The 16,890-nt window shown below is 34.4% G+C and carries 15 protein-coding genes; 7 read left to right on the top strand and 8 right to left on the bottom strand.

The features are described 5' to 3' along the window. The first annotated feature begins 82 nt into the window (after positions 1-82). Entirely contained in the window at positions 83-1,111 is a 1,029-nt protein-coding gene (locus OD90_RS04430; protein ID WP_144667159.1) for a threonine aldolase family protein, read from the top strand. A gap of 113 nt (positions 1,112-1,224) precedes the next feature. Here the strand turns inward: OD90_RS04430 and OD90_RS04425 are convergent, their stop codons facing one another. Next, positions 1,225-1,548 (bottom strand): YbaB/EbfC family nucleoid-associated protein, encoded by a 324-nt coding sequence (locus OD90_RS04425; RefSeq protein WP_144669637.1) that lies wholly within the window; start codon positions 1,546-1,548, stop codon positions 1,225-1,227. A 132-nt stretch (positions 1,549-1,680) separates the two neighbouring features. On the opposite strand from OD90_RS04425, the gene OD90_RS04420 reads away from it, so the two are divergent. The 3 genes from OD90_RS04420 (at position 1,681) to OD90_RS04410 (ending at position 6,334) form a co-directional block, all read left to right on the top strand. Then, positions 1,681-3,741 carry a S9 family peptidase gene (locus OD90_RS04420; protein WP_261374459.1) on the top strand — a complete coding sequence of 687 codons (2,061 nt, stop codon included), beginning with the start codon at positions 1,681-1,683 and terminating at the stop codon, positions 3,739-3,741. A 137-nt stretch (positions 3,742-3,878) separates the two neighbouring features. After that, positions 3,879-4,919, top strand: coding sequence for a PLP-dependent cysteine synthase family protein (locus OD90_RS04415; protein WP_144667150.1), 1,041 nt, complete (start codon positions 3,879-3,881; stop codon positions 4,917-4,919). 158 nt (positions 4,920-5,077) lie between these two features. Beyond that, positions 5,078-6,334, top strand: coding sequence for an aminotransferase class I/II-fold pyridoxal phosphate-dependent enzyme (locus OD90_RS04410; protein WP_144667147.1), 1,257 nt, complete (start codon positions 5,078-5,080; stop codon positions 6,332-6,334). A 96-nt stretch (positions 6,335-6,430) separates the two neighbouring features. On the opposite strand, the gene OD90_RS04405 is transcribed toward OD90_RS04410, so the two are convergent. Both OD90_RS04405 and OD90_RS04400 read right to left on the bottom strand, forming a co-directional pair. Beyond that, positions 6,431-7,087, bottom strand: a complete 657-nt coding sequence (locus OD90_RS04405) for an alpha/beta hydrolase (protein WP_144667144.1) — start codon at positions 7,085-7,087, stop codon at positions 6,431-6,433. 107 nt (positions 7,088-7,194) lie between these two features. Next, positions 7,195-7,494, bottom strand: a complete 300-nt coding sequence (locus OD90_RS04400; RefSeq protein WP_144667141.1) for an N-acetyltransferase — start codon at positions 7,492-7,494, stop codon at positions 7,195-7,197. Between the two features lie 199 nt (positions 7,495-7,693). Here OD90_RS04400 and OD90_RS04395 point away from each other — a divergent pair, with 199 nt between their 5' ends. The 3 genes from OD90_RS04395 to OD90_RS04385 all read left to right on the top strand — a co-directional run bounded on the left by OD90_RS04395 (position 7,694) and on the right by OD90_RS04385 (position 9,808). After that, the gene (locus tag OD90_RS04395) at positions 7,694-8,344 is read left to right on the top strand and encodes an alpha/beta fold hydrolase (protein WP_144667138.1); all 651 of its coding nucleotides are present in this window, start codon (positions 7,694-7,696) and stop codon (positions 8,342-8,344) included. Between the two features lie 24 nt (positions 8,345-8,368). After that, on the top strand, positions 8,369-9,325 hold the full coding sequence (locus OD90_RS04390) for a lytic transglycosylase domain-containing protein (protein WP_144667135.1): 957 nt from the start codon (positions 8,369-8,371) through the stop codon (positions 9,323-9,325). A 114-nt stretch (positions 9,326-9,439) separates the two neighbouring features. Further along, positions 9,440-9,808, top strand: a complete 369-nt coding sequence (locus OD90_RS04385) for a sulfite exporter TauE/SafE family protein (protein ID WP_144667132.1) — start codon at positions 9,440-9,442, stop codon at positions 9,806-9,808. A 117-nt stretch (positions 9,809-9,925) separates the two neighbouring features. Here the strand turns inward: OD90_RS04385 and OD90_RS04380 are convergent, their stop codons facing one another. The 5 genes from OD90_RS04380 to OD90_RS04360 all read right to left on the bottom strand — a co-directional run bounded on the left by OD90_RS04380 (position 9,926) and on the right by OD90_RS04360 (position 16,794). Next, positions 9,926-10,621, bottom strand: coding sequence for a TlpA family protein disulfide reductase (locus OD90_RS04380; protein ID WP_144667129.1), 696 nt, complete (start codon positions 10,619-10,621; stop codon positions 9,926-9,928). A gap of 206 nt (positions 10,622-10,827) precedes the next feature. After that, positions 10,828-12,657, bottom strand: a complete 1,830-nt coding sequence (locus OD90_RS04375; protein ID WP_144667126.1) for an OstA-like protein — start codon at positions 12,655-12,657, stop codon at positions 10,828-10,830. 162 nt (positions 12,658-12,819) lie between these two features. After that, entirely contained in the window at positions 12,820-14,094 is a 1,275-nt protein-coding gene (locus tag OD90_RS04370) for an adenylosuccinate synthase (protein WP_144667123.1), read from the bottom strand. A 4-nt stretch (positions 14,095-14,098) separates the two neighbouring features. After that, the gene (locus tag OD90_RS04365) at positions 14,099-14,560 is read right to left on the bottom strand and encodes a Fur family transcriptional regulator (protein ID WP_144667120.1); all 462 of its coding nucleotides are present in this window, start codon (positions 14,558-14,560) and stop codon (positions 14,099-14,101) included. A gap of 29 nt (positions 14,561-14,589) precedes the next feature. Then, a complete protein-coding gene (locus OD90_RS04360; RefSeq protein ID WP_144669635.1) occupies positions 14,590-16,794 on the bottom strand; it encodes a RelA/SpoT family protein in 2,205 nt (734 codons plus the stop codon). Positions 16,795-16,890: the final 96 nt, after the last annotated feature.

Below are 16,890 nucleotides of genomic sequence, written 5' to 3'. Positions count from 1 at the left end.
CAAAAAAATTTAGAAAATAAGCTTAAGCTATTTAGTAGTTAAGTTAGTCCATAAAAATTATTTCATACAGTATAAAAGTAATATGAAAATAGATTTACGCTCAGATACACTAACCAAGCCCACAAATGAAATGCTCTCATTTATGATGAAAGCAGAAGTGGGGGATGATGTTTACAAAGAAGACCCTACTGTGAATATGCTTGAGGAAAAACTCGCAAGTATGTTTGGTATGGATAGCGCCTTATACTTTCCCACAGGAAGTATGGCCAATCAAGCAGCAATTAAAATGCATACGCAACCTGGAGAGCAGCTTATTGCAGATAAGTATGCACACGTTTATAATTATGAAGGAGGTGGCGTTTCCTTTAATAGTGGCGTTTCTTGTAAGCTAATTGATGGTCATCGCGGAATGATTACTGCCCCACAGGTAGAAGCAGCTATTAATCCGCCAGATTTTTATCACAGTCCTCTCACGAGTTTGGTCTGTTTAGAAAACACAACCAATAAAGGAGGTGGGGCATGTTATGACCTTGAGGAAATAAAAAAGATCAAACAAGTTTGTAATACACATGGTCTTGGACTGCATCTAGATGGAGCTCGCTTATGGAATGCTATTGTTGCTACAGATAGTAAGGCTACAGACTTTGGCGAATTATTTGACACCATATCTGTATGTTTATCTAAAGGTCTGGGGGCTCCTATGGGTTCTGTACTTATCGGAAAAAAACCGTTAATGGATAAAGCTATGCGTGTGCGCAAAGTTTTAGGTGGTGGTATGCGCCAGATGGGATACATGGCGGCGGCAGGATTATATGCTTTAGAACATCACATCGATCGCATGGCAATAGATCATAAAAGGGCTCAAGAACTGGGAGCACTATTGGCTAACACTGATTTTGTCTCTAATGTAGAGCCTATGGACACCAATATTTTGATATTTAACCTTAAAAAGGAGGTAGATCAAAATGTCTTTACTTCACAATTATTAAGTAACGATATATACATAAGTGATATGGGTCAAGGGAAGTTGAGAATTGTCACTCACTATGATTATTCTCAAGATGCTCATGATTACTTAATGAACTTCTTAAAGAATTTAAAAGTTGAATAAATAATTATTGATTTAATTTGAATCAATACATTGCTATATACCACCTTTTGAGAAGGTGGTATATAGCTTTTAGTATCTATACGCTTTCGCGAAAGCGTGCACATTATAAAAAATTATTTAAACATATCCATACCAGGGATATTTGGCATTCCTTCCTTTGCTACAGCCGCCATTTCTGTATCATGTATATTCTGAGCTTTCTCTAGTGCTTTATTAATAGTTAAAATCAAATAATCCTCAAGTTGATCCTTATCTTCCAATAGAGAATCATTTATCAGGATTTCTTTTATTCTACCATTTGCTACAGCAGTAACCTCAAGTAATTGGTCTGATGACTTTTCGTTTACATAAACTGTCTTAAGTCTTTCTTTTGTTTCTTCTGCTTTAGCTTTAGCTTCTTGTAGTTTCCCCATTAAGCCCATCATATCTCCAAACATAATCTTGTTTTTAAAATTTATAACTACAAATTTATTAAATTCACAGCCCGCAAATTTTAACTTAAGAAACATTTAGTTCTTTTTGCAATATTCTACAATCAAAGACTAATTACATTTTATAAAGCCCACAATTTGAGTAAAAAAAATCAAGCACCCGTAGCAATTAAAAGGCCTGTTAACCTAGAAATGCATGGAGATACTCGAGTAGATGATTATTTCTGGATGAGAGAAAGAGATCACCCAGAGGTGATAGATTATTTAGAGAAAGAAAATGAGTATTACATTCAAATGACAGCTCACACGAAGGATTTTCAAAAGTCACTGTTTGAAGAAATGAAAGGTCGTATTAAAGAGGAGGATGCCTCAGTCCCTTATAAAAATAATGGATACTGGTACTATCGCCGTTTTGAAACCGGTAAAGATTATCCTTTTTATTGTCGTAAAAAGGGCACTTTAGATAGTAAAGAAATTATTGTTTTTGATAACAACGAGATGGCAAAAGATCATGCTTATTTTAGCCAGGCCGGTTATGCTGTTTCAGAAGATAATACCGTGGCTGCATTTGGAGTTGATACTGTGAGTCGACGTCAGTACACTATAAAGTTCAAAAATCTAATCACGGGAGAAATCTATCCAGAAGAAATAAAAAATACTACAGGTGGTGCTGTATGGGCAAATGATAATAAAACAGTTTATTACTCCCGTAAAGATGAAGAAACATTACGATCAAACCAAATCTTTAAGCACACCCTAGGAACAGACCCATCTTTAGATATTCTTGTCTTTCAAGAAAATGATGAAACATTTTATACGTATGTGTATAAAACAAAATCAAAAAAATATATAGTGATAGGGTCTGATAGTACTCTCACTAGCGAATTTAGATTTGCGCCTGCTATATCAGGAACCTCAGATTTTAAAATTTTTCAAGAACGTGTACGTGGTATGGAATATACTATATCTCACTATGATGATTTTTTTTATATACAAACCAATAAAGACAAGGCCTACAATTTTAAATTGATGAAAACCCCAGAGTCAACAACAACAATGTCTCATTGGGTAGATGTAATACCACACAGGGAAGATGTTTTACTGGAGGATGTAGAGATTTTTAGAGATTTTCTCGTTGTAAGTGAGCGTAGCAACGGCCTTAATAAAATAAATATAAAAAGTTGGGATCATCAAATAGATTATTACTTACCATTTGATAATGAAACCTATGACGCATATCCTACCACAAACATAGATTTTAATACTTCGATTCTTAGGTATGCATATAATGCGCTCAATACACCAAGCTCTGTTATCGAATTTGACATGGTTAGTAAAGAGAAAAAAATTCTCAAGGAACAGGAAATTTTAGGGGGGACTTTTGATAAAATTAATTATACTATGGAACGTATTTGGGCCACAGCCCAAGATGGAGTTAAGATTCCCGTTTCTTTAGTTTATCATAAAGACACAAAAAAAGACGGCAACGCTCCATTACTTCAATATGCATATGGAAGCTATGGGAGCACTACAGATGCTTCTTTTTCAAGTATACGATTGTCGCTTTTAGATAGAGGTTTTATTTATGCCATTGCACATGTACGTGGGGGAGAGTACTTAGGGCGTAAGTGGTATGAAGAGGGTAAATTACTCAAAAAGAAGAATACCTTTACAGACTTTATTGATGTATCAAAGCTGCTTATTGATCAAAATTACACTTCTGCAAATCATTTGTACGCCTACGGAGGTTCAGCAGGGGGGTTATTAATGGGGGCAATTATTAATATGGCACCAGAACTTTATAATGGTGTGATTGTAGCGGTGCCTTTTGTAGATGTAGTGACCACCATGCTTGATGATACCATACCGCTCACTACTGGAGAATATGACGAGTGGGGAAATCCTAACGAGAAGAAGTATTATGATTATATGAAAAGTTATAGCCCTTATGATAACGCTTTCGCGAAAGCGTACCCGCATATATTTGTTACAACGGGTTATCATGATAGTCAGGTGCAATATTGGGAACCAGCAAAATGGGTTGCAAAACTAAGAGATATAAATACTGGAGAGAAGAATATTTTCTTTCATATTAATATGGATGCTGGTCATGGCGGTGCATCTGGGCGATTTGAAGCGCTCAAAGAAGTTGCACAAGACTATACATTTTTGTTAGATTTAGAAGGTATTGAAAAATAAAAAATGTAACGGTTGTTTATAACTGCATGAGATTGAGCTGGTAGCGTATTATTCCATTAGGAATATTTATAGTATTTTTGCCCTGTTTTGTGTAAATGTTTCAACTGGAAACACGCATAAAATTCTAACATTGATATATGAATAGAGATCTAAACGTGTATGATAATGTGTTGCAATTAGTTGGTAACACTCCACTCATCAAGTTAAATAAGATTACAAACAACTTTGAAGGAAGTTATTTTGCAAAGGTAGAAGCCTTTAACCCAGGACATTCTTCAAAAGACCGTATAGCCCTTCATATTATTGAGGAAGCAGAGCGTACTGGTATTTTAAAACCGGGAGATACTATAATAGAAACTACATCAGGAAATACAGGATTTAGTATTGCGATGGTGAGTGTTATTAAGGGGTACGACTGTATACTGGCGGTAAGTTCAAAATCTTCACCAGATAAAATTGATGCCCTCAAAGCAATGGGAGCAAAAGTTTATGTCTGTCCAGCCCACGTAAGTGCAGATGATCCTAGATCTTATTACAGTGTTGCAAAGCGCCTTCATGAAGAAATGAAGGGCTCTGTATACATTAATCAATATTTTAATGAGCTCAATATTGATGCACATTTCAACACAACAGGGCCAGAAATTTGGGAACAAACAGAAGGTAAAATTACGCACCTTATAGCTTGTAGTGGTACTGGAGGTACGATCTCTGGGGTAGCTCGATTTTTGAAAGAAAAAAATAAGGATATTAAAATAGTTGGGATCGACGCATATGGTTCTGTTCTGCAAAAATACCATCAGACTAGAGAGTTTGACTCTTCTGAAATTTATCCCTACCGAATTGAAGGATTGGGTAAAAATCTAATTCCATCGGCAACAGATTTTGATGCGATAGATCATTTTGAAAAAGTAACTGATGAAGAAAGTGCACATAGTGCGCGAGAGATTGCAGTTTCTGAAGGTTTATTTGTAGGATACACAAGTGGAGCAGCTATACAAGGGCTTAAGCAACTTGAGGCTCAAGGAGAGTTTACTAAAAATAGTTGTGTTGTTGTTGTATTTCCAGATCATGGAAGTAGGTACATGAGTAAAGTTTTTTCTGATAAGTGGATGCATGAGCAAGGCTTTTTTGATAGTCAAAATGAAGAAGCTGTTGCTACCATAGAGTACATTAAATAATTCTTTTTTTATAATTTTAAAAAACTCCTTTAATCAAGGAGTTTTTTTTTGCCGTAATTTCAGTAGATTTTATAGTGTTTGTATTTAATTGGCAAAGATCAAGTAGTACATAAAATTTTAATTTTTTGTATTTTTGCACCTGTTTTCAAAACAAGTATATGAAAGATTTATTTGACAAAATTTATAAGGATAAAGGGCCTTTAGGGAAATGGGCTTCAGTTGCAGAAGGATATTTTGTTTTTCCCAAGCTCGAAGGGCCTATCTCTAATAGGATGCGTTTTCAAGGAAAAGAAGTGATCACTTGGAGTGTAAATGACTATTTAGGGTTAGCTAATATGCCTGAAGTTCGCGCAGTAGATGCGCAAGCTGCTGCAGATTATGGTGCTGCTTATCCTATGGGAGCTAGAATGATGTCTGGTCATACAGCATTGCATGAGCAGTTACAAAATGAGTGTGCTGAATTTGTTCAAAAAGAAGCTGCTTACCTTTTAAATTTTGGATATCAAGGGATTATGTCCACCATAGATGCATTAGTAGGAAAAGATGATATTATTGTGTATGATGTAGATACCCATGCCTGCATCATAGATGGTGTTCGTTTACATATGGGAAAACGATTTACCTACAAGCACAACGATATGGAAAGTATCGAGAAAAACCTAGAGCGTGCTACAAAAATGGCAGAGCAAACAGGAGGAGGCATCTTAGTTATTTCTGAAGGTGTTTTTGGAATGAGAGGTGAACAAGGAAGACTGAAAGAAATTGTTGCGCTTAAAAAGAAGTTTAACTTTAGGTTACTTGTAGATGATGCTCACGGTTTTGGAACGCTTGGAAAAACAGGAGCAGGAGCAGGAGAAGAGCAAGGAGTTCAAGATGAGATTGATGTATATTTTGCAACCTTTGCAAAGTCTATGGCATCTACAGGAGCATTTATTGCTGGTGATCAAGAAATTATTGATTATTTAAAATATAATTTACGTTCTCAAATGTTTGCAAAATCTTTGCAAATGCAATTGGTTGTTGGAGCGCTTAAGCGTCTAGACATGCTTCGTACAATGCCAGAATTACGTGAAAAATTATGGGAGAATGTGAATGCACTCCAAGGTGGACTAAAGGAAAGAGGTTTTGATATTGGAACCACACAATCTTGCGTAACTCCAGTATATTTGAAAGGTAGTGTTCCAGAAGCAATGGCTCTTGTAAAAGACCTTCGTGAAAACCACGGAGTTTTCTGTTCGATTGTTGTGTACCCTGTAATTCCAAAAGGACTAATCTTGCTGAGAATGATTCCTACAGCGTCACATACTCTTACAGATGTGTCAGAAACATTGGATGCTTTTGAAGCTATTCGTGAGCGATTAGATAATGGTACTTACAAAAGATTATCTGCAGCTGTATCTGCTCAATTTGAATAATTTAGAAGAGTTTCAATAAAGTAAAAACAGCCAGATTTCATTAGCTATCTGGCTGTTTTTTTTTACTTCTATATCTAGACATAAAAATGTATTATCCTAAAAAGTATTGTCTGATATCTGTTTTAAAAATTGAGTGTTAACCTCATGTTTACCTTCGAACATTTTAACCCCAAGGCGACCTTCAAATAAATTACTTCCTAATAATTGCTGTTCCGTCTTTATGGCTTCAGTTATATACTCATCCTTATTTCCGTACAAATACGTGACTGTTGTCAATGGAGAAAGAAAATTAAAATCGTCTTTAGAGAGTTCTTCTGGAATAGCACCAGAATGTAACAAAAGAGTGTGACATGAAATTTTTCTGCTTGCAATCCATCGTGTAATAAGAGAAACTCCTTGAGAGTATCCCATTAAAATAATTTTTACTTCTCTGTTACTCCACTTACTCGATTCTTTTTTCCATACCTGATCTAAATAATTGAAAACATTTTCAATTTCTAAAGCTCTGTTTTCTTTAGTAAGCCAGCTGGCACCTATGTATTTAAATTTTTTATCTTGATAGTATTTGCTAGGAGCTTGTGGCGCAACAATATAGTTTGTAATAGGGTCTAAATGTTCAAAGTATTTTATAAAGTATTTGCTTAAATAGCCCATACCGTGAAGCGTTAGCCAAACATTTTTTGTTTTGGCTGTAAGGGTGTTAAGCGTGTTATAGGTATTTGTATGAATATATGATACTTGGTTTTCTGTCATGAGATATTTATAAATTATCTTTCTAGATGGCACAAAAATATGAGTAAATGTAAGTTTTAAGGCAAAAAAAAATCACTCTAGGAGTGATTTTTAGTAGGTAAGATTTTTTATATATTGATTCCCACAGGAAGTAATTTCTTGTATTTACGTCTATTAGATCTCATAAATTTCGCTATCTCTGGACTTGTAGGTACGAGATTGATTTCTCTGTCTTTTACCTCATTGAAAACTGCTATTATAAAATCATTCATATGATCTTCAGTACCTTCTGGCATTGAGATTTTAGTCAGAAAGATTTTACGGTCTTGGAGTGAGTATTCCATTTTTGCCATCTTTCCTTCAAAGGTGGCCTCAAATTGTCTTAAAAATTCATTATCTGTCAATTCAACTGCTGTCATCACTTCCATAAATTTGAATAAAATATTAAGGTATTTGTATATTAATTAACGCACTTCTAGTAAATCTCTTTATAATTTTGATGTTAGAAATACCAGTATAAGAAGAGCATAAAAAAATAACGTTTAATTAAGTGTAAAGTCTTGTAAATGTACGAAAAATTCACGAAATAGGCACTGTATGATTGTTAAACCCTTACTATAAAGATAGATGACCCATTTATATTTGATGCCTGGAATGGCGGCAAATCCAAAAATTTTTGATCAAATACATTTACCTGAAGAAAAGTACACATTACATTACCTTGAATGGATACTACCAAAAGTTAACGAAAGTATTGAAGACTATGCTTTAAGAATGTCGAAAGCTATTGAGCATAAAAATGTAGTATTATTAGGAGTTAGCTTCGGTGGGATTATAGTTCAAGAGATGGCTCGTCATTTAAATGTAAAGAAAATAATAATTGTAAGTAGTGTAAAAAGTAAATTGGAGTTACCTAGGAGAATGAAGCTTTCGCGAAAGCTAAAACTTTATAAACTTCTACCAATGCGCCTAGTAGAGGATATTGAAGCTCTTGCAAAATATGCTTTTGGAGAGTCTTTAAAAAATAGACTTGCGCTTTATAAAAAATACCTTTCTATGAATGACAGAAGGTATATGAAGTGGGCGGTTCGGGAGATGGTTTGTTGGAACCAAATTATCCCAAAAGATGACATTATACATATACATGGAGATCATGATAAGGTCTTTCCAATAAAATATTTAAACAACCCTATCATCATTACTGGCGGAACCCATATTATGATTATAACAAAAGCAAAATGGTTTAATAAAAACCTACCAAAATTGATTGAAAATTAGTATATTAATATAAACACAAAGGATATGAAGATGATGAAAAAAATTATAGCAGGTGTAGCTGTTGTTGCTATAGCAGGAATTGTTATTAATGCAGCACAGGCTCCACAAGATAAAGTTGACCAAGTACTAGTAGAAAAGCAGATTGAGCAAGATAAAAAGCTATTAAATGACTACAATGTATATGCGATTCCTATGCCAGATGATTTAAATTTTGCCGGTGAGGCGGTTCCTGTTGAAAATCCGGATATTTATGAGCGTATGGATAGGGAGTTGCTAGTAAATACTTACTGGCAATCTAATGCCTTGTTAATTTTTAAAAGAGCTCATAAATACTTTCCTATCATAGAGACTATTTTAAAAGAGGAGGGTGTGCCAGATGACCTTAAATACCTAGCAGTAATTGAGAGTGGATTAACTCAGGCAGTATCTCCTGCAAGGGCTACTGGATTTTGGCAAATTTTGAAAGAAACAGGAAAAGAGTACGGCTTAGAAGTGAATGATAATGTTGATGAACGTTATCATATAGAAAAATCTACTCGTGCAGCTTGTAAATATTTAAAGGCTTCTAAAGAGAGGTTTGGCAGTTGGACAGCGGCAGCTGCGGCATATAATGCAGGCAACTATGGCGTTTCAAGAAGATTTGAGGAACAGAATGTAGATAACTATTATGATCTTTTACTTGGAGAGGAAACAGGTAGATACGTTTTTAGAATAATCGCTTTTAAAGAAATTTTAAGTAACCCAAAAAAATATGGATTTAATTTTAATGACACACACATGTACAAAGCGGTACCTACATACAAAGTTGAAGTAGATACTGCCGTTTCTGATTTTGTAAAGTTTGCCGAAGGATTTGGAATTAATTACAAAATATTAAAAATCCATAACCCATGGTTGAGAGAGCCTAATCTAAACAATAGTTCAAAGAAGAAGTATTATATAGAAATTCCTAAAGAGGGTATTTATGATGTAGGGAAATAATTTTTAAATTTATCTTTACAAAAAAGGGACTGATTTTTTAAATCAGTCCCTTTTTACATGCAGGGATGTTAGGAATACCCTATTTTTATATTGTAATAAAATAAAAAGATAGATATGAACGCTACAATTATAATCGCACTAATTATTATAGGACTAGTTGCAGGAATTTTGAGTGGCGTAATGGGTGTAGGTGGGGGTGTAGTAATGATACCTCTCATGATCTTATTACTAGGATTTAATCAACATCAAGCTCAAGGAACAAGTCTTGCGGTATTAGCGGTTCCGGTTACCTTTTTAGCTGCTTATAATTATTACAATGCTGGATTTGTTAACTGGAAGTATGCAGCTGTTATTGCTGTATTCTTTATTATAGGTGGATTAGTAGGCTCAAGAATAGCTGTAACCTTAGATCAAAAAACTTTAAAACGTATATTTGGAGGAATTCTACTAATTATTTCTATACGTATGTTGTGGGGTAAATAGGAAATTTAGAAACTGAAATTAAATTAACTATTTAGATTCTATTTATAAAATAACATTATGAAGATAAGTAAGAGATAGTATTTTTTTTGAAAAAAAATAAATAAAAAATAATAAGATTTACTTGTTAATCACTATGGGAGAGTGACTTAATTGCGCTTCCTCAAAAAATAATGAAGTAATGGCATTTTTGTAAAGCTCATAATTTTCTAAAGAGGCCTCATCTTTACTTTCAGAAATTTCATTAGACAATCTCTTTTTGATATCTACAATTTCATATTGTGAGGTAAGGGTATATGCTAGTGGGAGTCCAAAAGAATGCTTTAAATTTTTAATTATAAGTGTATAGTTATTATCAGCGTCATCTACGTATAAAATGTCTATATTCTTATGGTAACCTTTAGCTAATTCTTTAACTTTTTTGTGCTCTCCCCAAAATAATAAGACAATTTTAATTTGATCACCATAGTGATCTGCTAGTTCATTAAGAGCTGGTAGCTCACCTTTACAACTTAATCTCCAACTCGAATATGTAAGTAGTAAAACTGGTTTTTCAAAATCACTTAACTGAACATCCTTCTTAGCTAAATTTTTAACTGTAAAGTTATTCATTAGAGAGCCAGATAATTTTTCCTCTACTAAGGTTTCAAAAAGGGTGTTGATTTTATCCTTTTGCATATTAGAGATTGCCTTCTCTACATTTGCTAGGTATTCAGGTAAGAAAACATCAATTGCTTCAGAAAAATATAGTTGAGAATTCTGAGCATTTGCATTCAGTAGCGTAAAAAATCCAAATATGAGTAAAAGTCTTTTCATAAGTTATATTTGGGGGTGCAGCAAATATATACTCCTGATAATGATAAAATTAAATTTTTCGTCAAAGTACTTATAAATTGGGTTGAAATACAAATCAATTTCTTTTTTTTTAGTAAAAACCAATTTTTCACTTAAAAATTATCAACAAATTTAATTGCTAATTAAAAAAACACAAGTTGTTCATTATCAATAAGTCAACAAATTGATCAATTACCTTTTGTTTTCTTATTTTTAAATTTAGGGCGTAGCAATTGAGAAGATTTTTGTTTTGATCTTTCTAAACCCGTGGCAGAATTTCTGCTCATCATATCTTCTCTTTTTTTACGAATATCTTTATCAGTAGCTTTTTGGATGAATTTAGGTTGATCTTCCTCTCTATTTTTAAAATCCTTTTTTTGAATTTCTGAAGTTTCAGGAAGATTCGTTTTTTCTATATTTTCATTGTCCATAAAGAAACTTTCATCTATTTCTGGAAGTGGGATACCCTCTATTTCTCTCAAAACAAATGGAGCCTCCCCTTTGAATATGTCTTCTTTACTAAGAAGCCTTTCTTCACCACGCCAATTAAAACCTTCAAATGTTTGCGATTGATCTAAAAATTGAGATTCCGGAAATATGTCACCGCCAGGATTTTTACGTTTATAAACCTCATCTATAGTCTGTTCTGTAAAAATAATTTCTATAGAGGCAGATTTACTTTTGTCTATACCTATTAATTCTCCATTTTCTTCTCTTAAGTAAACAATACTCTCTGCATTTTTTATGATGTCCACTCTTTCGAGCTCATTTTTTTTATTAAAAAAGCCAAAAAGTTTTTGCCCTTTTATTTGATTATACCCAGAAATACTATCCTTTTGAGCTATAAAAGCATTATCAAAGACTTTAAGAGAATCTATTTTTTCAGTCTTAGTATTGCTAATTAAATGTATGCTGTCTCCAGTAATTTGGCTTTGCTCATTCCACAGAATGGGTTTGCCTATCATTTGGGTAAGACCTGTTGCTTGGTTTGTATGTAGAGAATCACTCTTGCCACTGAGGTTGCTTTTGTACAACTTTACATTTTTGTAAGCACGTATAATACGATTTTCTGGTTTTCCAGTAAGTAATAATTTGTCACCATGTACATAAACAGAGTCATTATCTTCAACCGTAATTGCTACTGCCCGCTGAGTTATCATTACAGAGTCTTTAGCTCGATACACCTCAGCATAATGTCCTTTAATTAAACTTCTGTTTATAGTGTCTAATACTTTTATATTATTGGTGGCACTCGCAAAATTTTTGTTTCGGTCAAAGTAGAGACTATCTCCATAAACTTGTCTATTGTCATAGTCGATGCGAGAATTTTTTACAAAATAGCCATAGTCATTTGCAGTATCATAAAATCCGCGTTCACAGTAAACCTTTGATGTTTTAGAGGTTATTGTGGTAGGGCCGTATAGATATGCATGCTCAGGTACACTATAAAAATCTAGTTGCTCACTGAGGATGGTATATTCAGGATTAGTTACTACTACTTGATTAATGAAAGATATTTTATCATCTTCAATATAATAACGACCTACACGACTCGTAATTTTACTATTTGGTGAGGTCACTACTCCACCTGTACGGTAATAGGCCTGTTGAGTATTTCGGTTGAAGTACATGGTATCTGTTGTGACCGTTGTCGTGTCTTTTTTTAAAAAAACGTTTCCTGCTGCATATGCAAACTTCGTATCACCATTATATTCTATATACTTGCTGCGCATAGAAACGGAGTCTCCTTGTTTCATGCGCACATTTCGGTATGCTTTTACAAAGTTTTCCTCTTTATAAAAAAATGCAAGGTCACACCACATTTCTGCGCCATCATGTTCTATATAGACTTGCTCGCTATCCCCTTTTTGAAATATAACGGCACCCGGAAATTCTTCTTCGTTAATTCTCTCAATAGGGGAGTTGATAAGTATACGTTTTGAATTTTCTTGTTGCGCTTTTGCGAAAAAGGATATACTTATTAAGCCTATCAATAAAAAGTAGCATTGTTTTTTCATGACTTACAAAAATAATCAAATCACATACCGAAATCAGTAAGCTGTATTAAAATTTGAAGTTAACTTCCGATTTCTCATTGTTTGTTATTTAATAACAAAAAACCCGCTTCTAATGAAACGGGTTTTGTTACTTACTGTTTTCGCGAAAGCAAACTATACATATTATCTCAAGATCGTTTGAGTTCTGTCTGGTCCTACAGATACAATTTTAATTGGAGTTTCTAATTCTTTCTCAAGATACTCAATGTAATCGTTAAGAGCTTTAGGAAGTTGATCTGCTTGAGTCATACCCGTTAGATCTTCAGACCATCCATCCATTTCTTTATATACAACCTCAACGTTTTCTGGTTCAATATTATAAGGGAGATGCTCGATTGTCTCGCCTTTGTACTTATATGCAGTACAGACTTTGAGTGTGTCAAAGCCAGAAAGAACATCACCTTTCATCATCATTAATTGTGTTACACCATTCACACGTACAGCATACTTGAGAGCAACAAGGTCTAACCACCCACAACGACGTGCACGACCAGTAGTGGCACCAAATTCATTACCTACGCGGCCCATAGTCTCACCATCTTCATCAAATAGCTCAGTAGGAAAAGGACCAGAACCTACACGCGTGGTGTAAGCTTTAAAAATCCCAAATACTTCACCTATTTGATTAGGAGCAACCCCTAGGCCTGTACAAGCTCCAGCAGCAGTAGTGTTTGAGGAGGTGACATATGGATACGTTCCAAAATCAATGTCGAGTAATGAACCTTGAGCTCCTTCTGCTAGTATAGTTTTACCATTTTTCTGAGCTTGGTACAAATATTCTTCTGAGTCTATAAATTTTAATGACTTTAATGTTTTTATAGCAGCAAAAAATTCTGCCTCTAATTCGTCAAGGTCAAATTCAATTTTTGCATCGTAAAAATCGATCATCGAGATATGTTTATCCCTAAGTGAAGTATAACGGTCTTTCCAATCTGCTAGTTCTAAATCTCCTACACGTATACCATTACGACCCGTTTTGTCCATATATGTAGGACCTATTCCTTTAAGAGTAGAGCCTATTTTTGCCTTTCCTTTTGAAGCTTCAGAAGCTGCGTCTAGTAAGCGATGTGTAGGAAGAATTAGGTGGGCTTTGCGTGAGATGGCAAGTTTTGATGCATAATCCAAACCATCAAATTTATCGAGGTTTTGTAATTCTTTTTTAAAGATTACAGGATCAATTACAACGCCATTACCTATGATATTCATTGCATTGTCATGAAATATTCCAGATGGAATGGTGTGTAATACATGCTTTATTCCATCAAACTCAAGTGTATGCCCTGCGTTAGGTCCTCCTTGAAAGCGTGCAATGATGTCGTAGTCTTTTGTAAGAACATCAACAATTTTTCCTTTTCCTTCGTCGCCCCATTGGAGACCTAGTAGTAAATCTACTGCCATTATATTATTCTTGGTTAGTTGTGTTTTTCTTTCCGTAGAAATAAAGAGAGTGTTTATCTATAGTGATATCAAATACTTCTTCTATAGTCTTTTTAATAGATTGTATACGAGGATCACAAAACTCGATGACCTCTCCAGTGTCTGTTAAAATCACATGGTCGTGTTGCTTATCAAAATAAGATTTTTCGTATTGTGCTTGATTGTTTCCAAATTGATGTTTGCGCACCAACCCGCATTCCAATAAAAGTTCTATCGTGTTGTAAAGGGTAGCTCTACTCACTCGATAGTTTTTGTTTTTCATATTGATATAGAGAGACTCTATATCAAAATGCTCTTCATTATTATAAATTTCTTGAAGAATTGCAAAACGTTCTGGCGTTTTACGGTGCCCTTTTTCTTCTAAATAGGCTGTAAAAACGCCTTTAACGACGTCTTGATCTTTATTAATGGTAGCTTTTAATGGCATTGCTTTTTGTAAAGGGCTAATTTACGTAATTAAACCCTAGTCACTTTATCGATCCCATCTATTTTTTTGAGATTTTCTATTAAGGTTTTTAACAATCCATTGTTTTGAACAACTACTATTATTTTTCCTCTAAAGACTCCTCCATTAGTAGTAAAGCTAAGACTCTTGATGTCTACATGCATATGATTAGAGATTTCTGCAGTGACCGTGTTTACCAATCCTAACTTATCAATACCTGTTAGAATAAGTTCCGTTTGATATCCAGTATCTGTAGAGTCAATCCACTTTGCTTTGATTACGCGGTAGGCATAATTACTACGCATGGAGATTGCATTGGGACAATTATTTTTATGAACTTTTATCCCATCCTTAATGGTGGTAAACCCAAAAACAGCATCTCCAGGTATGGGAGTACAACATTTTGCAAATGAGTAATCTAGTTTTTGTTCATCTGGCCCAAATACTAAAGAGTCATACGTATTTGTTATTTCATCCTTATCAACATCTGTTGGGGTTGTTCCCTTTCTAATTTTACTTTTTATAAAACTCATTAGAGCATTGCTACGAGAAGCCGCAAACTCTTTGATCATTTTATTGTCTATCGTTCCGTTACCTACTCTATAAAATAAATCAAGGCTTGTATTTAATTTAAAATAGGAAACAAGCTCATTGACCGTTTTTTCGTTGAGCGGAATTTTTTGAGATTTCAGTTTTCGCGCAAGCGTCACTTTTCCGTCATCTGCCAGTTCCTTTTTCTCATCTTTAAGAGACGATTTGATTTTAGCTCTTGCTCTAGCTGTTGTGGCATAGTCGAGCCAGTTATTAGTAGGGTGTGCAGATTCTGAGGTGATGATTTCTACTTGATCTCCACTTTTTAATTCATGACTTAGCGGCACTAATTTACCATTTACACGAGCACCTCTAGTATGCAAACCTACTTCTGTGTGTACACTAAATGCAAAATCAAGCGGTGTTGCTCCTTTAGGTAGTGATTTTAATTCTCCTTGTGGGGTAAAAACGAATATCTCTTTGTTGTAAAGATTTAGTTTGAAATTTTCTACAAAGTCTACGGCACTTTGTTCTGGATTTTCTAGGGCTTCTTGTAATCTATTAATCCACTCATCTAATGTAGATTCTCCAGTATTTCCTTGTTTATACTTGTAGTGAGCAGCATATCCTTTTTCTGCTATCTCATTCATCCGATCTGACCTTATTTGAACTTCAACCCATCTTCCTTTGAGGCCCATAACCGTGATGTGAAGTGCTTCATATCCAGTAGATTTTGGAGATGAAATCCAGTCACGTAATCTGGTGGGATTAGGTCTGAAGTGGTCTGTTACAATAGAATAAATTTTCCAGGCAAGAAATTTTTCATTTGCCTTGTCACTTTTATAGATAATACGTATTGCAAATTTATCGTAAACTTCATCAAAGGTAACTCCTTGAGAAAGAATCTTACGCCTTATACTATAGATAGATTTAGGACGGCCTTTTATTTCATAATTGAGACCTTCTGCATCCAGTGAGTCTTCAATTACTTTTTTAAAATCCTTTATATACTGATCTTGTTGCTCTTTACTCTCTTTGATTTTGTCTCTTATATCATTGTACACATCTGGCTCTGTGTGTTTTAAACTGAGATCTTCTAGTTCTGTTTTAATATTATAAAGTCCCATTCTATGAGCGAGAGGGGCGTAGATATAAAGGGTTTCACTAGAAATTTTTGCTTGTTTGTCTGGACGCATAGCATCCATGGTTTGCATATTATGTAATCTGTCTGCTATTTTTATAATAATTACTCGAGGATCATCATTAATTGTTAGCAACATTTTTCTGAAGTTCTCAGCCTGTAATGAAACATCTCGATCTTTTTTAAGATTAGATATTTTTGTAAGCCCATCAACAATACGAGCTACGGTTTCTCCAAACATTTGCTCAAGATCAGATAGCGTGTAGTCAGTATCTTCTACGACATCATGCAGTAAAGCACTTGCAATAGAAGTAGCATCTAGGCCTATTTCACTAGCCACGATTTGAGCAACAGCTAGAGGGTGGAAAATATACGCCTCACCTGACTTACGGCGTTGAGATTTGTGAGCATCTACTGCGACCTCAAAAGCCTTCCGTATCATCTTCTTATCGTCTTCAGAAAGTGTCTGGTAGCTTATACGCAGTAATTTTTTATACTGTCGTGTAAGCTCTTTGTTCTCTGCTTCTATAAATTCTTGAGTCAATTCCATAGTATATTTAAATGTACTATTTTCTTATAAATGGGCAAGGTGTTCAACTAAGGAATTTTAAGGAGTGGTGTATAGATTGTATATGCATGT

This window comes from Dokdonia sp. Hel_I_53 (assembly GCF_007827465.1).
Classification (GTDB): domain Bacteria; phylum Bacteroidota; class Bacteroidia; order Flavobacteriales; family Flavobacteriaceae; genus Dokdonia.
This window is presented reverse-complemented; position numbering and strand designations above follow the sequence as displayed.